The following is a 23,810-nucleotide window of genomic DNA, read 5'->3' as shown; positions in this document are numbered from 1 at the left end:
CCCCTCCGCCTCCTCCGGAAGGCACCCCCCTCAACGGTGCAGCACCCTCCGTAACCAGGGCGAACGGCCGCCGAGGCCCTCGGCCTCGAAGGTCGCGATGCCGACGCGCGGCAGGGACCCGACGCCCGGGTACACGAGGTAGCGCGGGACCCACCGGGGCTGGAACTTGGCGTTGAACCGGTAGAGGCTCTCGATCTGGATCCAGCGCGAGAAGAAGTGCAGGACCTTCGCCGAGAGGCGCGCGACCGGGCCCGCGCCGATGCGCTGGCCCTGTTCCATCAGGGCTCGGAAGGCGGCGAAGTTCAGTGACACCTGGTCAATGCCGTGCTCGCGGGAGTACAGCAGCAGCTCCGAGATCATCAGCTCGTTGACACCGTTGTCGACGGTGCGGTCCCGGCGCATCACGTCCAGTGACAAGCCCCGCTCGCCCCACGGCACGAACTGCAGCACGCCTCGCACGCGGCCGCCCTGTTCCGCGGTGACGATCACCGAACCGGGGTCGCCCATGCGGCCCAGCGCCATCGAGAATCCGCGTTCGGTCTCGGTGCCACGCCAGGTCGCGGCCAGGTGCACCAGCTCGGACAGCTCGCCGGGGCGCAAGTCCTCCGCCCGGCGCACCAAGACCTTGTAACCAGCCCGCTTCGTCCGCGACGCTGCCTGTCGCACGCCGCGCATCACGCGGCCCTCGAGCGTGAACGTCTTCGTGTCGACGACGGCCTCGTCGCCGATTTCCAGTACCTCCAGGCCAAACCGGGCCCACACCGTCGCGCCCAGCTCGGACGCGCCCATCGCGGCGGGCACCCAGGCGTTGCGCTGGCAGATGTCCAGGTACTCCTCGATCGCGCCGGGCCAGGCCTCGTGGTCGCCGAGCGGGTCGGCGGACGTCAGCGCGACCCCGGCGATCACGCGGAACGTGACGGCCGCCTTGCCGGTCTTGGAGAAGACCGCGAACTTGTCGCGGCGCAGCGCGAAGTAGCCCAGCGAGTCCCGTTCCCCGTGCTGCTTCAGCAACTCGTGCAGCCGCGCCAGTTCGTCGTCGGACAGTTCCGGCGCGGGTTCGGCCGAGCGCAGCAGGAAGTACGCCGACACCAGCACGCCGGTGATGCTGAAGACCAGCCCGATCGACGCGGACAGATCCTCGAACCACATCTCGTGGAACACTGCGGGCCCGCTGACGCCGGTGAGCGCGAGCGCGGACTGGGACAGCCGGTCGACGAAGCTCAACGGATCGAGCATCCGGACGGGCGCGACCGACAGCAGCGCGAAGTTGAGCACGAAACCGGCCAGCACCAGTTGCAGCAGCACTCGCAAAGCGCGCCAGCGGCCGACGGTCGGGTCCGGCCGGGCGATGAAGTACCGCCGCGTGCCGAGAAGTCCGGCGAGCAGCACCATGGACACGACACCGGCACCGAACACATGCCGAAGTCCGAGGTGTGACAACGCCAACAGCGCCGCGAAGCCGACCGCCAGTTGCCAGGCGCGGCGTTTGCGGCGGCGGAGCCCGGCGGCGAGCATGATCAGCAACACACCGGTGACCAGCGCCACAGCGGCCGCGGCAGTGGTGGCTTCGCTCGGCAGCTCCAGCCATTTGGCCACGTGCCCGCGCACGTCGCGGCCCACCGGTACGACCGTGGACACGACCGTCAGCAGGCCAGCGAGCCTGGTTATCCATGTGATCGCGACGACCGACGTGACGCCGGCCGCCTGCCAAGTGTGCTGCGCGCGTGTCCCCGTCACCACGCGTGCAACACGTACGGCCCTGCCATGCTTCCCCCCGTTGGCGCGTTCAGTGCGCGGCGAGCTCCACAAAGGGGGCCAGCGCGGCCGGGTTGGCCAGCGCGTCCCTGCTCACCGCCCTCTCCGGCGCGACTCCGGAGAGGATCCGCTTCACTGGTACTTCGCACTTCTTACCGTTCAACGTACGGGGAATCTCGGAAACGACCATGAACCGATCGGGTACGTGTCGTGGCGACAGTGCGTTGCGAAGCTCTTTCCGCAGGTCAGGCTCCACTTCTTCGAGCGTGGCACCGGCGGTGAGTACTACGAAACACAGCAGTTGCCCGTCGTCGTTGCCCGCCGCGGACGTGTCGATGACCAGCGAGTCGGCGACCTTGGCGAATCCTTCCGCGACCCGGTAGAACTCGGCGGTGCCCATCCGGACGCCGCCGCGGTTGAGCGTCGAATCGCTGCGGCCGTAGACCACCGCCGAACCGCGGCGGGTGATCCGGACCCAGTCGCCATGCCTCCAGATACCCGGATAAGTCTCGAAGTACGCCTCGCGCAGCCGGGATCCGTCCGGGTCGTTCCAGAACGAGACCGGCATCGACGGCATCGGCTCGGTGATCACCAGCTCGCCGACCTCCTCGACCACGGGCTCGCCGTCGTCGTCGAACGCCGCCGCGGCCACGCCGAGCGCGCGGCACGACAGTTCGCCGAGCCACACCGGCACGTCCGGCGCGGCCGCGACGATCGCCGCGCACAGGTCGGTGCCGCCGGAGACCGAGCAGATCTGCACGTCCCGGCCGATCGCGTCGGCGATCCAGCGGAATCCCTCCGAGGACAACGGCGAACCGGTCGAGCCGACCACGCGCAGCGCGCTGAGGTCGTAGCGCTCGGACGGGGCCAGGCCCGCTTTGAGGCAGCTCTGGATGAACGGCGCGGAGGTGCCGAAGTAGGTGACGCGGTGCTGTTCGGCCAGATGCCACAACGCGTTCAGGTCCGGATGGCCGGGACTGCCGTCGTACAGCACGATCGTCGCTCCGACGAGAAGCGCGGAGGCGACGAAGTTCCACATCATCCAGCCGGTGGTGGTGAACCAGAAGAACCGGTCGCCCGGCTCGAGCCCGCTTTGCAGGCCGAGCGCTTTGAAGTGCTCGACGACGATGCCGCCGTGGCCCTGCACGATGCCCTTCGGCAGCCCGGTCGTGCCCGAGGAGTACAGGATCCACAACGGATGCGCGAACTCCACCGGCTCGTACGCCAGTTCGCCGCCCGCGTGTTCGGCGAGCATCGCGTTCCAGTCGATGACGCCGTCGAGCGTCCCGTCTCCTAAGTATTTCACCAAAACGGTGGCTTCCAGCGACGGAATCTGTTCCCGCAGCTGCTGAACAGTGTCGCGGATGTCGAATTTCCGGCCGTTGTAGGCGTATCCGTTCACCGCGATGAGCACCTTCGGCTCGATCTGGGTGAACCGGTCGGCGATCGCACGGATCCCGAAGTCCGGGGAACAGGACGACCAGATCGCGCCGAGACTGGCGGTGGCGAGGAAAGCGATCAGCGTCTGCGGGCAGTTCGGCGCGAGCGCGACGACACGATCTCCTTTGCCGACACCGAAAGCACGCAACGCGGCCCGTGCGGCCGCGACGTGCGCGCGGAGGTCGCCGTAGGTGAATTGCTCGGCGAGGCCGTCCTCGCGGTGGAAGATCACCGCGAGTTCGTCGTCGGCCTTCGTCGCGCCGCCGACGCCAGGGCTGAGCGAGTGTTCGGCGTAGTTGAGCGTGCCGCCGTCGAACCATTTCGCGTCCGGCATCGCGCCGGACAAGACTTCCCGCGGCTGCTCGTGCCAGCGCACGCCGAAGAACTCCGCCACCGCGGTCCAGAACTCTGGAACTCGCTCGACGGAGTAGTGCCACAGGTCGTCGTAATCGGCCAGGTCGACGCCGCGCTCCTCGCGCAGCCACCGGCGGAAGGCTTCGATCTTCGCGTCAGCGACCCGGTTGGGGTCGGGTCGCCAAAGCACCTCGGGAACTGCGGCGTTCTCGGTCACCCGCCGATGCTAACCCCGGGATGCTCGCAAAGTCCTTTTTCGACCGCGCCCACCCCGGCCAGCAGCGCGCGGACGACGTCGAGGACGAACTCGCGCGTCAATTCCCGGTGCCCGAACAGCGCGCGGAACACGACGGGGGCGGCGAACAGGTCCAGCAGCAAGTCGACGTCCTGGCCGGGCCGCAGGTCCCCGCGCTCCCGCGCCTTGCCCAGGGACACGACGCAGGCCTCCCGGCGCGGGGCCCAGAACGTGGTCAGGAAGTCTTCCCGCAGTTCCGGGTCGTCCGCCAGATCGACGGTCAGCGCCGGGAGGACCCGGCCGAACACCGGGTCGGCCAGTCCGATCCGGAGGGCGTCGAGGTGGCCGACGAGATCGCAGCGGGTGCAGCCGGTGTCGATCTCCGCGACCCCGGTGCGCGCCTCGGCCAGCGCCGCGACCACCACGTGCTTCTGGCTTTTCCACCGGCGGCGGATGGCGGGTTTGGTGGTGCCCGCGCGCTGGGCGATGGCCTCCATGGTCAGCGCCGAATAGCCGGATTCGCGGACCAGTTCGCACACCGCGACCAGCACGGCGTGGTCGATCCGCTCGTCCCGTTGGCGCGCCATGGATTCTCCCGCTATTCGTTGAGCAGCACGACCTTACCGAACGATTTCCCGTGCTCCACGTACTGGAGGGCGGCCGCGGCCTCGCCGAGCGGGAACGTTCGGTCGCGCACCGCGGAAAGCTGACCGTCGGCGACGAGGGCGAGGACGCGGTCCCACGACTTCCGGCGTTCTTCCGGCGACACCGAGGTGAGACTGAACGCGAACAGCGTCGGCGACGTGTGGAAGTTGCTCATCAACGGCGCGAAGGCTTCCGGCTCCGGAATGCCTGCGGTCCCTCCACAAAGGACATAGCGGCCGTTGGGACGCAACAGTTCCAGGTGCTCGCGGACCTGCGGACCGGCCACGGTGTCGATGACGACGTCATAGGTCTCCCCGGGACGCTCGCGGGTCCGGTCGACGATTTTCGCGGCGCCGAGGGTCCGCAACCGTTCGCCGTACTCTGCCGAGGAGGTCACCGCGGTGACCTCGGCGCCGCGAGCGTGGGCGATCTGGGTCGCGAGCACGCCGATCCCGCCGCTCGCGCCGCGGACGAGCACCCGTTCGCCTCGGGCCACCGCGGTCCGCTGCACTGCTCCTTCCGCGACCATCGCGTTCACGCCCAAAGCGACCGCGTCGAATGGGTCGAGGCCCTCAGGCACGGGGTAAAGCTGATCGGTATCGGCCACGGCCTGCTCGGCGTAGCCGCCGGAAAGGACCAGCGCCAGCACCCGCTGGCCCTGTTTGGTCCGCCCGGCGATCTCGACGCCGGGCACCGAAGTGGCGCCGTTCCGCAGGTACATGAGGTCGACGTAGCCCACGCCGATCGCCTCGACCTCGACCACGGCTTGCCCTGGACCAGGAGCCGGGTCGGGTGTTTCGGCCAGGACGAGTCGCTGCTGGGGTTCGACGAGCACCGCTTTCACGGGTAGTTCCTCTCGCTAAAACGTTCCGTTCCGGATCGGAACGTTATTCGATCACGCAGCGACCCGTCAAGGGTGCTGCCGGAGATCAGCGGAGGTGCGCGTCGAACCAGTCGAGGGTGCGCTGCCAGGCCTCTTCGGCCGCGCTGGGATCGGCGTCGAAGCGGTGGTTCGCGCCCGGATAGCGCACGACGTTCGTCGCGACTTTCGCCGACGCCGCGGCCTCGCGCAGCTGCTCCACCTGAGCCTCGCCCGCTTCGTCGCCTGAGTCGCCGTACATGCCGAGCCACGGGCTGGTCACGCGGCCGGCGATTTCCAGCAGCTTCGGCAATTCCGCCACCGCCTGGCCGCCGACGCTCACCGCCGCGCCGAACTTGCGGTGCGAGGCGACCACCAGCGCCGCCGTGCCGCCGAGATCGAAGCCGACGACGCCGCGCAGGTCGGCTTCGACGCCGCGATCGGTGAGCCATTCGAGCGTGCGGTCGGTGGCGTCGAGGAGATCGCGCTGAGTGAGCTGTTCGCCGGACTCGATGTGCGGCGTGACGGTGAGCCAGCCTTCGCCGGCGAGGCTTTTGACCAGCAGGAGGACGCCGTCGGTGACCCCGTTGCCCTCGTGCAGGACCACCAGGCCGCCGCGGAGCGCGCCGTCGGGTTCGGCGAAGGTGAGGCGCAGTGTGCTGCCGTCGGTACGCTGGTGATCCACGGTGGTCGTCGACGTCATCGCCTCATGCAATCACCTCTGGGTGAACATTGGGAACCTTTCCCGATCCGCCGGGGCGAGATACGGTGACCCCGTCGTCCCGTGAAAACCGAGGAGTTCCGACGATGCCGTCCCTCGCCCCCCGCCCTGACCTCGATTCGTTGCCGAAGTACGTCCCTGGCCGGACGATCGAAGGGGCCATCAAGCTCGCGAGCAATGAGGTGCCCGGCGGTCCGCTGCCGAGCGTCCAGGCGGCGATCACGGCTGCGGTAACCGGGGTGAACCGGTACCCGGACAACGGATCCCAGGCTTTGCGCGAGCGGCTTTCGCGGCGGCTGGACGTTCCCGCCGAACGGCTCGCGATCGGCTGCGGCTCGGTTTCGTTGTGCCAGCAGATGATCCAGGCGCTGTGCGGTCCCGGCGACGAGGTGCTGTTCGGCTGGCGGTCGTTCGAGGCCTACCCGATCGTGGTCCAGGTGGCGCTCGCGACGGGCGTGAAGGTTCCGCTGACGCCGGAGCACGGGCTGGACCTCGACGCGATGCTGGCGCGGATCACCGACCGCACCAAGCTCGTGTTCGTCTGCAACCCCAACAACCCGACCGGCACCGTGCTGCACCGGGACGAGATCGAGCGGTTCCTCGAAGCCGTGCCGCCGCACGTGCTCGTGGTGCTGGACGAGGCGTACAAGGAATTCGTCACCGACCCCGAGGTGCCGGACGGCGTCGAATTCACGCGGACGCACAGCAATGTGGCGGTGCTGCGCACGTTCTCGAAGGCGTACGGGCTCGCCGGGCTGCGCGTCGGGTACGCGGTGGCTCCGGAGCCGATCGCGCAGGCGCTGCAGCAGGTGTACGTGGCGTTCTCGGTGAACAGCATCGCGCAGGTGGCCGCGATCGCGTCGCTCGACGCGGAGGACGAACTGCTCGCCCGGTGCCGGGAAATCATCTCCGAGCGCACCCGCGTGCGGGACTCGTTGGTGGAGATGGGTTACGAGATCCCGCCGACGCAGGCGAACTTCGTGTGGTTCCCGCTCAGCGATGCCACCGCGGCTTTCGCGGAGCACATGCTGGACCGGAAGCTGATCGTGCGCCCGTTCCCCGGCGAGGGCGCGCGGGTGACGATCGGGACGCCGGAGGAGAACGACCTGTTCCTGGCCGCGGCCAAGGAATTCCAGGCTATTTGAGGATCAGCTGCACGACCGCGGCGAGCCCGATCACAACGATCACGCCGCGCAACACGGTGGGCGGCAGCTTGCGGCCGATCTTGGCCCCGAGCTGCCCGCCGATCGTGGACCCGAGCGCGAGCAGCCCGATCACCGGCCAGCTCACCGGGGCGACGAACGCGTAAATCGTGCCCGCGACGATGTTCACCACGGCGGACAGCACGTTCTTGACGCCATTGAGCCGCTGCAACGGTTCGGACAGCAGCATGCCCATGACGGCCATCATCATCACGCCCTGCGCGGCGGTGAAGTAGCCGCCGTAGATGCCGATGACGAAGAGCAGCCCGAACAACAACGGCCCGGCGTGATGCTCGCGCCCGTTGGCCTCGCGGCGCTTCTGCACCCACTTCGAGACCTTCGGCTGAACGATCACGAGCACGACGGCCAGCCCGACGAGCACCGGCACGATCTTCTCGAAGGCGTCCTTGGGCAGCGTCAGGAGAAGGATGGTGCCGCCGATCGCCCCGAAAAACGAGGCGACCGCGAACCGCACCACCTGCGGCCAGTACCCGACGAGCTCGTGCCGGTAACCGTAGGCACCGCTGACCGTGCCCGGCGCGAGCCCGACCGCGTTCGAGGTCGTCGCGGTCACCGGCGGATACCCCAGCGCGACGAGCACCGGAAAGGTCACCAGCGTCCCGGACCCGACGACGGTGTTGATGGTCCCGGCCCACATCCCGGCAACGAAGATGACGACGGCATGCCACCAGGTCATAAAGCGATCACCCGCTGACCCTAAGCAGGAGCCTCGGTGCTCTGCGACGCGATGTGTCCGGTCAGACACTCGAAGGAACCGTCGGGGGCGGGCTGGGGAGTGAACGGAGGGCGCGCTGGGGGGCTCACAGCATGCCCGCGTGGCTAGCGCTTCGCCCGGCCTCACCGCTCAAAACGCAAAACTCGTTCCCCTCCGCAAGTGCTGAGGTGTGATCGCCGCTTAGGGTTCTTCAGCCGTGCTGACGCACGTGGCCAGGCCATGAGTCCAACCGCGTGCGACGTGTCAACTCGACACGCTTGTCCCACCGGAAAAGTCAAGCCATGAGACTTTTTTTAATATCAGCGCCGTGCGAAAGCTGCGCTGCTAGGCACGCTGCGAGCAAGGTGCTGAGAAGCTGGAAGAGATTGGGCCTCTCATGGAAGCCAGCCGACGCTGCGGCGATAGCGCCGACGGCCGCGATGACCGCGGACATGAGTCGTCGAAAGCCTTCGCTCTTCATCCTTCTGACCACCCGGCAGATAGTGCCATAAGGGCGGCCTTAGAAAGTGATGTACACCAAGACTGGGTATGTCCGTTTCTCGCTCCCGCCCGCTAAGACGGGCAGTCCAGCTGCCGCTAGGCGGACTCCTACTACCGCCGGTAGATCCTTCTAAACCCGGCGGCCGTCAGGCGAGTCAAAAACGCAAAACTCATTCCCCTCCGGATCAGCCATCACCTGCCACTCCCGCTCCCCTCCCCGCTCCGCCACCATCCGTGCCCCGGCCGCGCTCAACTCGGCCGGATCTCCCCACACGTCCAGGTGCATCCGGTTCTTCACTGTCTTACGTTCCGGCACCGGGTTCAGCCAGATCAGCGGTCCCTCGCCAGCAGGGTCGACGATCGCGACCGGCCACTCCGGCGAGCGTTCACCGGGCGGGCTTCGGCGGACGTACCCCAGCGCCGAGCACCACCAGTCCGCCAATGCTTGATGATCAAGAGCGTCCAGCGCCAGGTCTTTGAACTTCGCGGCCATGATCCCTCCCCAACCTCTCAACGATGGTGACACCCGCCACCGACAATTTCGCGCGGCTCGGGGCGCCACCTGCCAGGATGGGCGGCGTGGCACACGAAACCGACCAGGTCTGGAGCGCCACGGTCGACCATCTGCGCGCGATGATCGACTCGGGCGAGCTTCCGCCGGGCTCGCGCCTGCCCGCGGAACGCGCGCTCTGCGAGCAGCTCGGCATCAGCCGCGGGTCGTTGCGGCAGGCGTTGCGCGTCCTGGATTCGATCGGTTACGTCCAGATCCGCGCGGGGTCCGGCACCTACGTCCGCGAGCAGGGCACTGAAGAAAGCCCGTTGAGCAGCTGGTTTTCCGAGCACGAGCAGCTCGTGGAGAAGCTGTTCGACCTGCGCGCGACCGTCGAGCCGACGCTGGCCGAGCGGCTCGCGCGGCAGCACACGCCGCGCGTGGTGCAGCGGCTCGCGGACAACGTCGCGGAGATGGAGGAGGCTGCGGCGAACGGCGACATGTTGCGCGTCATCGCGACCGACGCCGAGTTCCACCGGGTGATCGCCGGCAACGCGGGCAGCGACGACGTGGCTGACCTGCTCCGTTCGGTGCTCGCCCTGGTCGGCGAGGAACGCCGGGCCGCGCTTCGGCTGCCTGGGCAGATCCGCAAGGCCGTGGCCGAGCATCGCGCGATCCTCGACGCCATCAGCCGTTCAGACGCCGCAGCCGCCCGCGAGATCACGCTGAAGCACTTGCTGGACGCGAAAACCTACGCCCACGACTACGCGTCTTCCTGAATCAGCACACGCAGAACTCATTGCCTTCCGGATCTTGAAGCACGGCGAAGCAGCCGCTCTCGTCTTCGATCGTGCGCAAGTGCACGGCACCGCGCTCGACCAACCTGGCTGCCTCGGCCTCGACCACGGCCCGCTCCGCCGAGCTGCCGCGCACGTCCAGGTGCAGCCGGTTCTTGCCGCGTTTCGGCTCAGGCACCCGGTGAAACAGCAATCGCGGGCCGAGCCCAGCCGGGTCGACGATCGCGCACCATGCCTCCGCGCCGCCCTCGACCGAGCGCGAGAACTCGGCCCAGGTCGACGCCCCGGCTGGCGGCGTTTCGACCGCATATCCCAGCGCCTCAGCCCAGAAGTCCGCCAGCCGTTCCGGTTCCGCACAATCGATCGCTATCTGCAGACGCTTCGCCATGCGTAAGGATGATGCCGCGCCCGTCAATCAGCGCTACAGTCTTCACAAGTTTATGAAGACTGTGACATCAAGGGGGCCGACCGTGGAGAAAGTGCACTTCACCGAGGAGAAAGCGACCAACCTCGGCACGCTGTACGCCCGTGCGCTCGACGCTCGCCGAAAGGACCCGATTCTCGGCGACACCGCGGCCGACGAAGCGGTCAAAAAGATCGACTACGACTTCCGCAAGCTCGGCGTCAACGAGAACGCCGCCGTCTCGGTCGCGATCCGGGCACGCGCGATCGACGAGATGGCGGGCAAATGGCTCGCCGAACACCCCGACGCGGTCGTCGTGCACCTCGGCTGCGGGATGGACACTCGCGTGTACCGGCTCGATCCGCCGCCGTCGGTCGAGTGGTTCGACGTGGACTATCCCGAGGTCGTCGACGTCCGCGGCCGGATTTACCCGGAGCGGCCGGGATACACGATGATCGGCTCCTCAGTCACCGATTTCGGCTGGCTCGACCAGGTTCCCGGCGACCGCGAGGCGCTGATCGTGGCCGAAGGGCTCACCATGTACCTCACCGCGGAGTCCGGCACCGAACTGGTCCGCAGGCTCGTCGGCAAGTTCCGCTCCGGCCGGATCGTGGTCGATTTCTTCAGCTCGCTCGGCATCAAGGCGCAGGCGATCAACCCGGTGGTCCGCCGCGCGGGCGCGACTTTGCATTGGGGCATCGACGATCCGCACGAACTGGAGCGCTACGGCCTCCGCATGGTGTCCTGTTTGGACGCGACAGACTGGGCGACCGACGACGCGCTGGCGAAGATCCCGACGGCGTCCCGGCTGGCGTTGCGCGCGTCGGCGCTGTTCCCGATGATCCGCAAGATGGGCCGCATCGCGGAGTGGGATTTCTGAACTAACCGACCTGGCGCAACACCACATCGGCGACCTCGGCCACCGACACAGTCGTCACCACCTCGAACGTCGCCGACGAACGCAGCAGCGGCTCCACCTCGTCCAGATACCCCAACGTCTCGGCCAGTTCGTCCGGATGTTTCCCATAAGGATTGCCGCTTCGCGTCGTCAACCGCTCGATCAGCACCTCGCGCGGCGCGCTGAGCAACACGACATCCGTGAACCGCGGATAGAACCGCGCTTGGTTCGAGACCGTGCCGGACACGAACAGCGGCCCCGGCGTCGACAACAACGCGGCGATCCGGTCTTCGCGCCAGAGCCCGTCTTCGCCGGTGTAGCCGCCATAATCCGTGTCGACTGTGCGATAGCCGCGCCGGGAAAGTTCGGCGAGCAGGCTGCTTTTGCCCACTCCGGACATCCCGGTCACCAGCACTCGCACGGCGGCTACCGGGTTTCCAGCACCCGCGCCACGAACCGGCCGACTTTCTCGCTCATCCGCTCGACGCGTTCCTCCTCCGAGAGCGTCTCCTTCGGCTGCGGCACCGCAGGCCGGAGCTCGCCACGGAGATACGCGCTGCACGCCAGGTCAGAGCACAAATATGTGCCCACCGTATTGCCGTCGCGACCGGGTTTTCCGGCCAGCCGGGCGGTGAACAGCGTGATGTCGGCCAGCGGATGCGTCGTGGAGCAGAACGCGCACATGTTGCTGCGCAGCCGCGATTTCGGCGGCGGCGCGGCGCGCAGCGACAGGCCGATCACCTCGTCGCCGTGCGACACGACGAGGTACGCCCGGCCGGGGGCCTTCACGTCGCGCCAGCCAAGGAAGTCGCGCTTCTCCCACGGAATGTCCGCCGGGAGCGTGACGGACTTGGCTTCCCCGCGGGAACAGTTGACGAACGAGGCGCGGATCTCGGCGGGGTCGAGCGGTTGCATGCGACCACGCTAACCACCGCCGCACCGCGACGGCGACGGCTTTTTTCGCTCCCGGACCCGCCACCCCATACGATCTGCTGGTGCGCACGATGATCGCGGGGAGGTTCCGGCTGGTTCTGCGCACCAGTCTGGGCTTCGCCGCGCTCGGCGTCGGATCGAGTGTCGCCGGCGCCGGAGTCGTCGCGTTGCTGCTGCTCCTGCAGGGGTTGCCGGAGGACGTCGACGACCGCGGCTGGGTGCTCGGCGTCACCGCGGCGGGAGTGGTCGCACTGGCACTGGTCGTCGGCACGCTCTGGACCGCCTACCTGCAACGCCGCACCGTGGTGTGGTTCACGATCGGCCGCCCGCCGACCGCGGACGAGGCCAAACGGGCACTGCGGCTGCCCTTCGACATGGCCGTGGTGAGCGGCACGCTCTGGCTGATCGGCGCGCTTGCGCTCGGCATCCTGGCTGGGGTCCTCGGCTCGATCGGCGACGCGGCGGGCATCGCGCTCACCATCGGACTCGGCGGGCTGACCACGGTCGGGCTCACCTATCTGGCCGCGGAATGGGTCGCGCGGCCGGTGATGACGATGGCGCTCGACGTGCTGCCGCCGCGCGGAACGCTGCCGGTCACCGTGCTGACGCGGCTAGTCGTCACCTGGGTGCTGGCCAGCGGCGTACCGCTGATCGGCGTGCTGCTGGTGACCACGCCGCCCGATCTCGGCCGCCACGGCAACCCGACGGCGAGCCTGATCGTGCTGTCCGTGACCGGCCTGACGACCGGCGCGATCGGCACCGCGCTCCTGTCCCGCGCCGTCGCCGCGCCGCTGCACCGGCTGCGGATCGCGCTGGACGGGATCGCGCGCGGACGCACGGACGTGCGCGTCGACGTGGACGATTCCAGCGAGATCGGGATGCTGCAGACGTCGGTCAACGACCTCGCCGCCGGTCTGCGCGAACAGGACCGGATGCGCGACCTTTTCGGCCGCCACGTCGGCACCGACGTCGCCCGGCACGCGCTCGAATACGGCGCTTCGCTCTCCGGCGACGTCCGCGAGGTCACCGCGCTGTTCGTGGACGTCGTCGACTCGACAGCGCTCGCGTCGCGCACTCCGCCGCAGGAATTGGTCGAGAAACTGAACCGGTTTTTCGCGAGTGTGGTGTCCGCGGTGGACGCTCGCGGCGGGCTGGTCAACAAGTTCCAGGGCGACGCCGCGCTGTGCGTTTTCGGCGCGCCGACCCGGCTGTCCGACGGCCCGACGATGGCGCTCGCCGCGGCCCGCGCGATCCGCGACGCGGTGGTGTCGGAAGGCGAGCTTGACCTGGGCATCGGTGTCGCGACCGGGCAGGTGTTCGCCGGGCAGCTTGGCGCGTCGAGCCGCCTGGAGTACACCGTGATCGGCGACGCGGTGAACGAAGCCGCGCGGCTCACCGAACACGCGAAAGCCGCGCCGTCGCGGGTGCTCGCCAGCGAAACGACAGTGAAGGCCGCGCTCGGCGGTGAACGGGAACACTGGCGGTTGCACGGCGAACTCCACCTCCGCGGCCGCCACCGCGAGACCCGGACCTGGACGACCTAGTACTCCCGCCCCTCGTTCATCGCCTCAGTAATCCGGGCGAGAAAGTCCCGCACCACAGCGTTTTCCGACTCGCTGAGCGTCCGCGACACCGCGTCCAGCTTCTCGATCGCCGGCCACCACACCGCCGCCGCGATCTCCCGAGCGGAATCGGTGACCGTGACCGCCACCCGCCGCCGATCCGTGTCGCTGCGAACGCGCGCGAGGTAACCGGCCGCTTCCATCCGGTCCACCAGCGTCGTCGCCGACGGGCCGCTGATCCCGAGGCGGCGACCCAATTCCACCGGCCCCATCGGCCCGTAGTGGTTGAGGAGCGCGATCGCGGTGAGGTCGTTCGCGTTCATCCCGACGCTCTTCGCCATCCGCGCCATCAGGTCGCGGCTGGCTTCGATGACGTCCCGCACCGCGAAGGTCGTCGCGTTCACGTTTTCGAGCGCTGCCTGGTTCTCGTCCACGCGACCCTCCTTGTCAGTAGAGAAACTAGTAGATAGATTAACTAGGTACTTGAGCAACGGCAAGGAGGGGAATCATGACCCGTCGCAGTCTTCTCATCTCCGGAGCCAGCATCGCCGGCCCCGCGCTCGCTTCCCGGCTCGCCCAGTCCGGCTGGGACGTCACCGTCGTCGAACGGTTCGACCAGTTGCGCGAGGAGGGCCAGAACGTCGACATCCGGGGCGTCGGCCGCCAGGTGCTGCGCAAGATGGGGCTGGAAGAAGCCGTCCGCGCCGCGCACACCGGCGAGGTCGGCACGCAGTTCGTGGACGAAAACGGACACGTCGTCGCCGAGTTCCGCGCCGGAGAAGGCGACTCCGGAGGCGGAACCGCGGAGATCGAAATCCTGCGTGGCCAGCTGTCGAGACTGCTGTACGAGCAGTCATCCGGCGAGACGACGTATCGATTCGGCGACCAGATCCAGGCCCTGCACGACGACGGCACCGGCGTGGACGTCGATTTCCAGAGCGGCCGAACCCAGCGCTTCGACGCCGTGGTCATCGCCGAAGGCCTGCGTTCCCGCACCCGCGCGATGCTGATGCCGGACGTGCGTCCGCATGAACTCGGGCTCTACACCGCGCACCTCGCGCTCCCCCGTATTTCCACCGATAACGCTTGGTGGCGCTCGATGTTCTGCGGCCGCGGGCGGATGTTGTTCCTGCGCCCGGACAACGTCGGCACGATGCGCGCCGGGCTGTTCTTCCTGTCCGACGTCCGCGGCCTGGACCGGCTCACGCCCGAAGACACGGTGTCCGTGCTGCGCAAGACGTACTCCGACGTCGGTTGGGAGGGGCCGCGCGTTCTGGCCGAAATGGACAACGGCTCGCTGTACCTGGAGGACGTCGGCCAGGCGAAACTGCCGACGTGGCACCAAGGCCGGGTCGTGTTGCTGGGCGACGCGGCTTATTGCGCTTCGCCGGTCAGCGGCATGGGCACGACGCTCGCCCTCACCGGCGCGTACATCCTGGCCGGAGAACTCACGGCGAACGAAGACCCACGCGCCGCGTTCGGCGAGTACGAGCGCCGGATGCGGCCGTTGGTCACCGAGGCGCAGCGGCTTTTCCCCGGCGCACCGCAGGTGACGATGCCGCGGGCGCAGGCGCATCGGACCGCGATCCACGCCGCGCTGCGGATGGCGAGCACCCCGCTGGCGCGGCGGCTGGGCAAGGTGGCGGGGAGGTTCGGGAAGCCTCGCTCGGAGGCGATCGCGCTGCCGGAGTACGCGTAGCTCGTGAGTGTTCATCGCGGTTCTAACCGGCGTAAACGCTCACGAGGCTGTGGCGCCCTGCGGGTTCGGGTTGCTCGGTCTTGCGCACCCCAATGTGGCATTGGGTGCGCTCAACGCACCGAACGCCACATTGGGTGCATCCCACGCACCCAATGCCACATTGGGGTTTTCTCCGTAGCGAGGTGTGCGCCGGGAGCGCTGTCGCGATGCCCGCCAGAGCGGTGCGAAGCATCGGCCGGGACCAGACGGCTTCGCGCTCCTGGTCAACGTCCGTGAAGGGCTCCTTGAGGGAATCTGATTCCTTCAAGGAGCCCTTCACGGACGTTGGTATCGCGCGCCGGGCCCATCGGCGGCAAGGACCCTGCGCCCCAGGCAGCCAGCACGGCGTCCGCGCTGACCGGGGTAGGCACTCACGACAGTTCAGGCCAGGTCAACACCGTCGAACCCCAGGTCAGCCCGGCCCCGAACGCCGTCAGCAGCACCTTGTGCCCCGGCGTCAGCGTCCCGTCGGCGACCGCGTCCGCGAGCGCCAGCGGGATCGACGCCGCGCTGGTGTTGCCGACCCGGTCGATGTTCGACACCACCGCGTCCGCGGGCATGCCGAGCTGCTTCGCGGTCGCCTGCAGGATGCGGATGTTGGCCTGGTGCCCGACGAACCGGTCGACGTCGCCGACCATCCAGCCCGCCTGTTCCAGCACCGCGCGCGAGGATTCCGCCATCCGCGCGCACGCCTGCCGGAACACGGCCGTGCCCTGCATGACCAGGTACCGGTCCTTCGGGTCCGCCGGCACGCGCTGCGCCGCACCGCCCGCCTCGACCCACAGCAGCTTGGCCAGTTCGCCCTCGCTGTGCAGGTCGAACGGGCCCAGCGCGCCGCGTTCGCCGGGGTCGCCCGCGCGCAGCAGGATCGCGCCGCCGCCGTCGCCGAAGATCGGCACCGTGGTGCGGTCGTCCGGGTCGACCAGCGAGGTGAAGACGTCCGCGCCGATCACCAGCACCCGCTCGGCGATCCCGCCCGCGATGAACCCGGCGGCGGTGGCGAGCGCGTAGATGAAGCCGCTGCACACCGCGTTGACGTCGAGCGCCAGCACCGTGCCGAGGCCGAGCCGGGCCGCTACCTGCGGCGCGGTGGCCGGGCACAGCTGGTCGGCGGTGGAGGTGGCGAGCACGACGGCGTCCGCGCGCCCGTCCGGGCCGAGCGCCGCCCGGCCCGCCTCCTCGGCGAGGTCCACTGTGGACTGGCCGGGGGCGACCCGGCGGCGCTCGCTGATCCCGGTGCGGGTGCGGATCCACTCGTCGGTGGTGTCCAGCCGGGCCGCGATCTCGTGGTTCGTCACGACCTGTTCGGGCAGCGCGCCGCCGATTCCGGCGACGACGGCGGCACGGTGGCGCGACCGGACAGCGCTCATGGCGGAACCTCCCAGACCGGCTTGTTGGCGGACGTCGCCGGTTGCCTCCCCTTGTATGGCCTACCCCTGGGTAGACCGGTCAGTTGTGTTCCACGTCACTAAGAGACCTCTTCCACATTCGCTCGATAGGAGGTATTGCGACCGGCGGTTCACCGGCGTGGTAATTGCGAGGCTTTTTGTCGGTGCGCCCGGTTAGCCTGAAGTGTGCGCACTCCCGACCTGGACCAGCTTGACCTCGCCATCCTCTCCTGCCTGCAGAACGACGCCCGCACGATCGCCGAGGTCATCGGGTCCAAAGTCGGCCTGTCCGCCGCGGCCGTGCAACGGCGGATCAAACGGCTGCGCGAAGCCGGAGTGATCGAGAAGGAGATCGCGGTGCTGTCCCCGGCCGCGCTCGGGCTGGACATGACGTTCGTCGTCATGGTCGAGATGGAGCGCGAGAGCATGGCGGTGCTCGACGGCTTCCGCGCCCAGGTCCTCGCCGACGACTGCGTCCAGCAGTGCTACTACGTCACCGGCACCGCGGACTTCGTCCTCGTGGTCACCTGCCCGGACATGGCGGCGTTCGAGACGTTCGCCCGGCGCACGTTCTTCGACAACCCCAACGTCCGGCACTTCACCACGAGCGTCGCGATGGACCGGGTCAAAGTAGGCCTCACGCTGCCGCTTTCCTGACCTGGGCGGAAACGCAAGGGTTCTGTGTCCGGCGTTACGTGCATCCGTCCTGATGCAACCGATCGCGTGAACGTCGGCCGAACGACGTCATGTGCCCCCGAGTCGATCATCTCCCTGCCGACCAGTTCGCGAGGCGCGAACGACCGGAGGACTCCAGGAGCAGCCGTGCACACCACCGACGCCGTACACCAGACCCAGTTCGTACTGCTGAACGAGAGCACTACGCCGGTGCTGTCCCGCCTCTCCTTCCACGTGTCGGAGCCTTACGCGGTCACCGTGGCGTTCCGGACCGAGCGCGGCCGGTGGATCGAGTGGACGTTCGCCCGCGAACTGCTCGTGACCGGGCTGGACGAGCCGACCGGGATCGGCGACGTGCGGATCCGGCCGGACCTGTCCGAGGACGAAGCCTTGCTGACGCTGGAAATCGAGTCGCCGGACGGCTACGCGTCGTTCGAGCTGGAGCGCGCCGACCTCGAGGCGTTCCTCGAATCTTCTTACGAGCTGGTGCCGCTCGGAGCCGAGAGCGAGCACTTCGACATCGACGGGCTGATCGAGGAGATCAGCAACGTGTGAGAAAAGACCTGCCGATCCCGCGGCAATGAGGACAGGGGCGGTTCGAGTGCGCTGGAGGCACTCGAGCCGCCTTTGTCGCATTTGGACCCACCGTAAGCCAGAACACAGTGGCGTCCGGAAAGACCGGCGCATAGTCCTCGTGATCTTGGGCATCAACCGGATGCCCGCGAAGCACGCGGGCGCGCGGTCACCCTAGGAGAAACCCCGGATGTCTCTCACCAAGCTCACCCGAGCTGCCGTCGGCTCGGCAGTCCTCGCGAGCGCCTTCGCCCTCGCGGCCTGCGGTTCCCCGGCGAATTCCGCCGCGCCGGCGGCTTCCTCGCCCGCCGCTCCCGCCTCCCCCGCCGCGGAGTCCAGCGCTCCGGCGAGCACCGCCAAGGAGAAGAAGCCGGACGCGCCGACGTCGCGGTGCACCACCGACGACCTGTCCGTGTCGCTGGGCGCGGCGAAACCGGCCGGCAGCCAGCTCGAGCTCCCGCTGACGTTCAAGAACACTTCGTCTCGCGCCTGTGACCTGCACGGGACTCCCGGGGTCGACCTGCACGGACCGGAGCACCCCGTCTACGGACCGGTCGACTCGCTGCTGCGGCGGGAAAACGGCCCGGCGCACAACATCCTCGCCCCGGGACGCACGGCGACCGCGAAGATCACCGTGCTCCCGTCCGACCCGAACCCCCCGGCGGAATCCCCGGCCTGGACCGCGCAGAGCCTCAGCACGATCCCGCCGGGCCAGACCAAGGCGCTCAAGGCGGCGTGGCCCTCGAACATCGCCATCACCCGCCAGGACGGCGCGACGCACCCGGGCACCTGGGTCGACGGAATCACCGCCGACCCGTCCTGACGCAGCGGGGAGTGCCCCGCGCGGGCACTCCCCTTTCGGACGTCAGCCCCGGACGAGCGTCGTGCCGGTCGCGGACAGCGCGACGTTCACCGGGTAGTAGTAGCTGTTGACGGTGTCGCCGCCGGAAACCATGCCCTGCGCCTGGTTTCCGCTGATGAACGAACCGCCGGAGTCGCCGTGGTCGGACCGGGCGTTGGTGAGCACCATGCCGGTCACGGTGCCCTCCTGGTAGCGCACGGTCTGGTTCTTGGCGCGGATCGTGCCGCAGGTCCAGCCAGTGGTGGAACCGGACTTGCAGACCGAAGCGCCGACCGCGGCCTCGGTGGAACCGGCGACGCGGGTGCCGTTGTTGATCTGGCCGACCGGGGTCCAGTTGCTGTTGACCCGGGCGGTCGCGTAGTCCGCGCCGGGGAAGCGGTAGGTGGAGAACTGCCCCATCGCGACCCGATTGGCCCCGGTCAGCGCGCCGCCGCCGGTGAGAGCCGCGCAGTGGCCGGCGGTCAGGAAGCCGCCGCTCACCGAGAATCCGACGGAGCAGCGGGACGAACCGCCGATGTAGTACGCGTCCCCGCCGAGCACGTTGTAGTGCGCCTTCGGCACCGCCGAGGTCTCAGTCACGCTCACCGCCGCAGTGTCCACACCGGACTGGCGGACGAACTGCTCCGCCGCGCCGCGCTGTCCCTTGAGGACAGTCAGGCTGATCCGGTTGCTCGCGGTGTCGATGCCCCAGCCGGTGACCGACTTCGGCGCGGCCTGCTCCTGAGCGTTGAGCTTCTGCACGGTCGAGTCGAGCTGCCGGGCGCTGAACCGGACGACCTGTGCCTCGGCGCCTGCCGCGCGTACCTGGCCGACGAGCGCCGCATCGGTCACCGCGACCACGGCCTTGCCGGTCGCCGCGTTGAAGCTCGTGCCGCTGAAACGCTCGCCGAGAGCCTTCTCCAGAGCCGCGCCGACCTTGGTCGCGGCCTCCTCGTTCGCGAGCCGGGCGAGTGCCTGGCCGTGGGTGAGGCCGAGGTCGCGCTGCATCGCCGGGACCATGTCGGGGTTGAGCGGGGCGGCGCTCGCGGCCGGGACACCGGCGAAGATCGCCGTCACCGCAGCGGCAGCGGTTGCGGCACCGAGGAATCTGATGGCTTTCATGCTTCTCCCTCGCGTTCGGTTCCCCCCGGCCTCGAAGGGTGCGGCGGTGGTCCAATCCACTGCAATAAGTGGCCGCGAGAATAGGTAGCGGAGCAATCCTTAAGTAGGGACTTGCGCGACTACCGAGCGTTCGCCGCCAGAGCGGGCGTCCGTGGGTTGTTCCGCTGAACCGGGCAACGCCGCAGGGTTTCGCACTCTTTGTGACCGCACGCCGGGATTTCTTCTGCCATTTGGTCACCGTACGAAGGCAGACGTGTGAGGAGCGTGCCCGAGCACCCGTCGAGAGTCGGTTTACCGCGCCCCGCGCACTGCTTAAGCTCCGGGCGAAACGGACAAGACGCGCACTGGGGAGGTCGTGATGTGGCCGGCCGTTCCGACATTGGTTTCCGTGCGTCCGCGTCCGGCGGCATTCGCCGGACGCGACCGCGAACTCGCCGCCGTCGCCGAGGTTCTCCGCCACCGGCCCGCCGCGGTGCTGGTCGAGGGCGCGCCGGGAATGGGCAAGACCCGGCTGCTCGCCGAACTCGCCGCCCGGCCGGAATTCTCCCGGATCCGCGTGCTGCGCGGCGCGTGCCCGCAGCTGGCCGAGCCTTTTCCGTACGGGCCGGTGCTGGAAGCGTTGCGCTCCGCCGGGAATCGGCTGGGGCCGCTGAGCCCGGTTGCCGGTGCGCTGCAACCGCTTCTGCCCGAGCTGGCCGACGTGCTGCCTCCGGCTCCGGAGCCGCTGCCGGACGCCGGTGCGCAACGGCATCGCGTGTTCCGCGCGTTCCGGGAACTGTTGATTGCCTGCGGGCCGACCGTCTTGCTCATCGACGATCTGCATCGCGCTGATCCCGGAACCGGTGACCTGCTGCGGTTTCTCGCGGTCGACTGGCCGCCGGACCTGGGCGTAGTCGCGACTTGCGGCACCGGGAACTCCAGCGTTCGCAGCGTTCCCGGGGTGCACAGCGCGCAGGTCACGCTCGGGCCGTTGGACTCCGCGGCGGTCTCCGCGATGGCTTGCGACCTTCTGGCTTTGCCTCGGCTCAACGCCGACTTCGCCGCGAAGCTGCACGATTACACCGCCGGGATTCCTTTTGTCGCAGAGGAAACTCTCCGCGCGCTGCGCGGTGTCGAACTGACCGAGTCGGCGCTGGACCGGCTGGAAGTTACTGTTGCGCTTCAGGAATCGGTGTCCAGGCAGTTGTCCGCGCTTCCGGAAGCCTCGGCGCAGCTTGCCAAAGCCGCGGCTGTGCTCAATGTTCCCGCCGAACTGTCGGTGCTGAACGAGCTGGCGGGGTTGGCCGAGGGCGAGATTGCGCTGTCCGGCTTGCTGGACGAGGTCGACGACAATCGCTACGGATTCCGGCATCCGTTCGCGCGCAAAGCAGTGTACGATGGCCTTAGCGCGCCTGAACGAAAACTCTTGCACACCAAGGCAATGCACCTGCCCGGGCAATCCCTGTCGCTGCTCGCCGCGCACGCCCACGCCGCCGGATGCGTCGAGGAATGGCGACAGTACGCCGAAGAAGCCGCCGACGAGGCGGTCGCGCACGGCGATACCGCACGCGCGATCGACTTGCTGCAGGCGATCGTCGCGAAGGCGGACGAGGACGCGGTCGGCCGGTTGGCGAAGAAGCTCAGCGACGTCGCGCTGCGCGTCTTCCGCCCGGATGTCCATCTGACGCTGGAAAAAGTGCTCGAAGACCGGCCGCTGCCGCCAGCCGTGCACGGGACGATCCGGCTCGCGCTGGGCATGCTGCTGGTCCGCGTCGCCGGTCGGCTGGAGCAGGGTCGCGCGGCGGTCGAACGCGCCGTCGCCGAACTGGCGGATCGGCCGGAACTTGCCGCGCGCGGGATCAATCTGCTCGCGCTGCCGTTCGACGGGCTCACGCCGCTGTCGTGGCACGAACAGTGGATGCGCCGCGCCCGGGAAGTCCACTCCGGACTGACCGATCCCGAGCTGCGGCTGACGCTCACCGGAGACCGGGTCGCGACCGCCTCGCACATCGGCGACGGTTCGGCGTGGGCGGAGTTCGAGGCGATGCCGGACACCGCGCCGAGCGTCGCCGAACGCGTGCAGCTGGCCCGGCTGTGGTGCAACCTCGCCGACGCGCAGTCGTGGTCCGGCCACCTCGACCGGACCGAACGCCTGGTCACCGAGGGCCTGCGCCGGGCTTCCGAAGCCGGCGCGCTGTACCCGAAAGGCCTGATCGAAGGCACCGAGGTGCGGCTTGCCTGGTTCCGCGGCAAATGGGACGGCCTGGCCGAGGCGACTGAAGACGTCCGTACGCGGCATCCTGCGCTGGGCGCGATCGTCATGGAGACGTCGCTGGTGCTGGGCGGCCTGGCCGCGGTGCGCGGTGAGTTCGCGGCGGCGCGAAGACACTTGGCCGACGCCTCGGCGCACCGTCCGGGCGAAGGCCCTATCCCCGTTGTCTTATGCGCGGCTTCGGTGTTGATCGGCGTGCACCTGTCGACCGACGACGTCGCCGCAGCCTGCGAAGCCGCCGATGTCGCCGTCGACGCCGCGCGCCGCAAAGGCGTCTGGGTCTGGGCAGCGTCACTCGTCCCAGCCGCCGCGGAGGCGTACACGCGCGCAGACCGTTGGCACGACGCCGACGCCTTTGTCGAAGAGTTCGCGCGCGGCATCGAAGACCGCGACGCTCCGCTCGCCGTAGCAGCCCTGCATGCTGGCCGCGCTGTCCTGACAAGCGCCCGCGCGAAGCATCTCGCGGCAGCAACGCTCTTCGACACCGCCGTCGACGCGTACGCAGAGCTGCCGATGCCGTACCTCGCCGCAGGCATGCGTGAACGCGCAGCACGCTGTCGCCTCGAAGCAGGCCAAGACGGTGCGACAGTCGCTCTCAGCGCAGCCGCAGCTGCGTACGTACAGCTAGGTGCCACGCGCGACGCTGGCCGCTGCCATCACGTGCTTCGCGAACACGGTGCCTGGGCACCGTCACAACGCGGCCGTCGCGGCTACGGTCGCGAACTGTCCCCGCGAGAGCGCGAAGTCGCCGAGATGCTCGCGGAGGGCCGAACGAACCGTCAAATCGCCGACGGTCTGTTCCTCTCACCGCGCACGGTGGAGCAGCACGTGGCGAAGGTGCTTCGCAAGCTAGGCGCGCGAAGCCGTACGGACGTCGCGAGGAAGCTGCCAAACGTTCCGTCACCCTGACGCCGGTTCGTCCTCTTCGACCGCCATGCCCCGCGACACGTCTATCGCTGCGACGCGCCAACCCGCTGCCCGCGCCCTACCGTTGTCCAGGTGGCTGATGAATCAGTGCCTGCCTGGCGGCGGGCGACCAAAGGCGAGACCCGATGGCCCGCGGCCGCCGTCGTCGTCGGGACGCTCGCGCTGCAGCTCGCCCTGCCCGACGAGATGGTGCTGCACCCGTGGTGGCTGCTGCCCTCGCTGACCGCCGTGCTGATCGTCGCGCTGCTGTTGCTCAACCCCGGTCGGCTGACCGAGTTCAACATCGTCGAGCGAATGGTCGCGCTGACCGCGCTCGCCGTCGTCAGCGTGCTCAACGGCGCGTCCGCGGTGCAGTTGGTGATCGGAATCGCACAGGGCGCACAACGCGGGCACGCGGTGCAGGTGCTGATCAGCGGCGTGGTCATCTACTGGACCAACATCGTCGTCTTCTCGCTCTGGTACTGGGAGTTCGACCGCGGCGGCCCGGCCAGGCGCGCGGCAGGCCGGGCGGACTTCCCCGACCTGCAGTTTCCGCAGATGAGCGACCCGTCGATGGCGAAGGCCGAATGGGAACCGCGGTACCTGGACTACCTCTACACCTCGTTCACCAACGCCACCGCGTTCAGCCCGACCGACGTCATGCCGCTGCGGATCTGGGCGAAAATGACCATGATGGTCCAGGCCGGAATCTCGCTGCTGCTCGCGCTGATGGTGTTCGCCTGGGCGGTCAACGGACTCCAAGGCTGAAACCCGCTAGCCCTGCCCTCACCCGCCCGGTATATCTC

23 protein-coding genes are annotated in these 23,810 nt (G+C 68.7%); 10 read left to right on the top strand and 13 right to left on the bottom strand.

The window, feature by feature from the left end; translation table 11 throughout:
- Positions 1 to 30 precede the first annotated feature (30 nt).
- From ACFORO_RS23340 to ACFORO_RS23320, 5 genes are all read right to left on the bottom strand, one after another.
- Complete coding sequence (locus ACFORO_RS23340; RefSeq protein ID WP_377868725.1) at positions 31 to 1,740, bottom strand: phosphatidylglycerol lysyltransferase domain-containing protein; 1,710 nt, start codon at positions 1,738 to 1,740, stop codon at positions 31 to 33.
- Between the two features lie 46 nt (positions 1,741 to 1,786).
- Entirely contained in the window at positions 1,787 to 3,766 is a 1,980-nt protein-coding gene (locus ACFORO_RS23335) for an acetoacetate--CoA ligase (RefSeq protein WP_377868724.1), read from the bottom strand.
- On the bottom strand, positions 3,763 to 4,371 hold the full coding sequence (locus ACFORO_RS23330) for a TetR/AcrR family transcriptional regulator (protein WP_377868723.1): 609 nt from the start codon (positions 4,369 to 4,371) through the stop codon (positions 3,763 to 3,765). The genes ACFORO_RS23335 and ACFORO_RS23330 overlap by 4 nt, the downstream gene beginning before the upstream one ends.
- Positions 4,372 to 4,382: 11 nt before the next feature.
- Positions 4,383 to 5,273, bottom strand: coding sequence for a quinone oxidoreductase family protein (locus ACFORO_RS23325; RefSeq protein WP_377868722.1), 891 nt, complete (start codon positions 5,271 to 5,273; stop codon positions 4,383 to 4,385).
- An 85-nt stretch (positions 5,274 to 5,358) separates the two neighbouring features.
- A complete protein-coding gene (locus ACFORO_RS23320) occupies positions 5,359 to 5,991 on the bottom strand; it encodes a dienelactone hydrolase family protein (RefSeq protein ID WP_354739023.1) in 633 nt (210 codons plus the stop codon).
- A gap of 104 nt (positions 5,992 to 6,095) precedes the next feature.
- On the opposite strand from ACFORO_RS23320, the gene hisC reads away from it, so the two are divergent.
- Positions 6,096 to 7,154: a histidinol-phosphate transaminase gene (gene hisC, locus ACFORO_RS23315; RefSeq protein WP_377868721.1), complete on the top strand. Its 1,059-nt coding sequence runs from the start codon at positions 6,096 to 6,098 to the stop codon at positions 7,152 to 7,154.
- On the opposite strand, the gene ACFORO_RS23310 is transcribed toward hisC, so the two are convergent.
- Together ACFORO_RS23310 and ACFORO_RS23305 are read right to left on the bottom strand one after the other, a co-directional pair.
- Positions 7,147 to 7,908, bottom strand: a complete 762-nt coding sequence (locus tag ACFORO_RS23310) for a sulfite exporter TauE/SafE family protein (RefSeq protein WP_377868720.1) — start codon at positions 7,906 to 7,908, stop codon at positions 7,147 to 7,149. The two genes, hisC and ACFORO_RS23310, sit on opposite strands and share 8 nt — an antisense overlap.
- 649 nt (positions 7,909 to 8,557) lie before the next feature.
- Entirely contained in the window at positions 8,558 to 8,920 is a 363-nt protein-coding gene (locus ACFORO_RS23305) for a VOC family protein (RefSeq protein ID WP_377868719.1), read from the bottom strand.
- A gap of 77 nt (positions 8,921 to 8,997) precedes the next feature.
- Here ACFORO_RS23305 and ACFORO_RS23300 point away from each other — a divergent pair, with 77 nt between their 5' ends.
- Positions 8,998 to 9,696, top strand: coding sequence for a FadR/GntR family transcriptional regulator (locus ACFORO_RS23300; protein ID WP_354739058.1), 699 nt, complete (start codon positions 8,998 to 9,000; stop codon positions 9,694 to 9,696).
- A gap of 1 nt (position 9,697) precedes the next feature.
- Here ACFORO_RS23300 and ACFORO_RS23295 read toward each other — a convergent pair whose 3' ends face one another.
- Complete coding sequence (locus ACFORO_RS23295) at positions 9,698 to 10,102, bottom strand: VOC family protein (RefSeq protein ID WP_377868718.1); 405 nt, start codon at positions 10,100 to 10,102, stop codon at positions 9,698 to 9,700.
- 82 nt (positions 10,103 to 10,184) lie between these two features.
- Here ACFORO_RS23295 and ACFORO_RS23290 point away from each other — a divergent pair, with 82 nt between their 5' ends.
- Entirely contained in the window at positions 10,185 to 10,997 is an 813-nt protein-coding gene (locus ACFORO_RS23290; protein WP_377868717.1) for a class I SAM-dependent methyltransferase, read from the top strand.
- A gap of 1 nt (position 10,998) precedes the next feature.
- Here the strand turns inward: ACFORO_RS23290 and ACFORO_RS23285 are convergent, their stop codons facing one another.
- On the bottom strand, positions 10,999 to 11,436 hold the full coding sequence (locus ACFORO_RS23285) for an AAA family ATPase (RefSeq protein WP_377868716.1): 438 nt from the start codon (positions 11,434 to 11,436) through the stop codon (positions 10,999 to 11,001).
- A gap of 5 nt (positions 11,437 to 11,441) precedes the next feature.
- Positions 11,442 to 11,930: an FBP domain-containing protein gene (locus tag ACFORO_RS23280; protein WP_354739036.1), complete on the bottom strand. Its 489-nt coding sequence runs from the start codon at positions 11,928 to 11,930 to the stop codon at positions 11,442 to 11,444.
- Between the two features lie 89 nt (positions 11,931 to 12,019).
- Here ACFORO_RS23280 and ACFORO_RS23275 point away from each other — a divergent pair, with 89 nt between their 5' ends.
- Positions 12,020 to 13,492 carry an adenylate/guanylate cyclase domain-containing protein gene (locus tag ACFORO_RS23275; RefSeq protein ID WP_377868789.1) on the top strand — a complete coding sequence of 491 codons (1,473 nt, stop codon included), beginning with the start codon at positions 12,020 to 12,022 and terminating at the stop codon, positions 13,490 to 13,492.
- On the opposite strand, the gene ACFORO_RS23270 is transcribed toward ACFORO_RS23275, so the two are convergent.
- Positions 13,489 to 13,944, bottom strand: a complete 456-nt coding sequence (locus ACFORO_RS23270; RefSeq protein WP_377868715.1) for a MarR family winged helix-turn-helix transcriptional regulator — start codon at positions 13,942 to 13,944, stop codon at positions 13,489 to 13,491. The genes ACFORO_RS23275 and ACFORO_RS23270 overlap by 4 nt on opposite strands.
- Positions 13,945 to 14,018: 74 nt before the next feature.
- On the opposite strand from ACFORO_RS23270, the gene ACFORO_RS23265 reads away from it, so the two are divergent.
- Entirely contained in the window at positions 14,019 to 15,209 is a 1,191-nt protein-coding gene (locus tag ACFORO_RS23265) for an FAD-dependent monooxygenase (protein ID WP_377868714.1), read from the top strand.
- 410 nt (positions 15,210 to 15,619) lie between these two features.
- Here the strand turns inward: ACFORO_RS23265 and ACFORO_RS23260 are convergent, their stop codons facing one another.
- Positions 15,620 to 16,618 (bottom strand): beta-ketoacyl-ACP synthase III, encoded by a 999-nt coding sequence (locus ACFORO_RS23260; RefSeq protein WP_354750867.1) that lies wholly within the window; start codon positions 16,616 to 16,618, stop codon positions 15,620 to 15,622.
- Between the two features lie 204 nt (positions 16,619 to 16,822).
- Here ACFORO_RS23260 and ACFORO_RS23255 point away from each other — a divergent pair, with 204 nt between their 5' ends.
- From ACFORO_RS23255 to ACFORO_RS23245, 3 genes are all read left to right on the top strand, one after another.
- Positions 16,823 to 17,293: an Lrp/AsnC family transcriptional regulator gene (locus ACFORO_RS23255; protein WP_344287678.1), complete on the top strand. Its 471-nt coding sequence runs from the start codon at positions 16,823 to 16,825 to the stop codon at positions 17,291 to 17,293.
- Positions 17,294 to 17,458: 165 nt separating this feature from the next.
- On the top strand, positions 17,459 to 17,866 hold the full coding sequence (locus ACFORO_RS23250) for an SsgA family sporulation/cell division regulator (protein WP_354750869.1): 408 nt from the start codon (positions 17,459 to 17,461) through the stop codon (positions 17,864 to 17,866).
- A gap of 208 nt (positions 17,867 to 18,074) precedes the next feature.
- Positions 18,075 to 18,707 (top strand): DUF4232 domain-containing protein, encoded by a 633-nt coding sequence (locus ACFORO_RS23245; RefSeq protein WP_377868713.1) that lies wholly within the window; start codon positions 18,075 to 18,077, stop codon positions 18,705 to 18,707.
- A 42-nt stretch (positions 18,708 to 18,749) separates the two neighbouring features.
- On the opposite strand, the gene ACFORO_RS23240 is transcribed toward ACFORO_RS23245, so the two are convergent.
- A complete protein-coding gene (locus ACFORO_RS23240; RefSeq protein ID WP_377868712.1) occupies positions 18,750 to 19,847 on the bottom strand; it encodes a S1 family peptidase in 1,098 nt (365 codons plus the stop codon).
- Between the two features lie 388 nt (positions 19,848 to 20,235).
- Between ACFORO_RS23240 and ACFORO_RS23235 the strand changes: the two genes are divergently transcribed.
- Positions 20,236 to 23,007, top strand: a complete 2,772-nt coding sequence (locus ACFORO_RS23235) for an ATP-binding protein (RefSeq protein ID WP_377868711.1) — start codon at positions 20,236 to 20,238, stop codon at positions 23,005 to 23,007.
- Positions 23,008 to 23,097: 90 nt separating this feature from the next.
- Complete coding sequence (locus ACFORO_RS23230; RefSeq protein WP_344287670.1) at positions 23,098 to 23,772, top strand: hypothetical protein; 675 nt, start codon at positions 23,098 to 23,100, stop codon at positions 23,770 to 23,772.
- The last annotated feature ends 38 nt before the right edge of the window (positions 23,773 to 23,810 follow it).

Origin of the sequence: Amycolatopsis halotolerans (assembly GCF_042647905.1) — a bacterium.
In the GTDB taxonomy this organism is placed as follows: domain Bacteria; phylum Actinomycetota; class Actinomycetes; order Mycobacteriales; family Pseudonocardiaceae; genus Amycolatopsis; species Amycolatopsis halotolerans.
The sequence above is the reverse complement of the archived record's forward strand: the minus strand, read 5'-3'. Positions and strand labels throughout refer to the sequence as shown.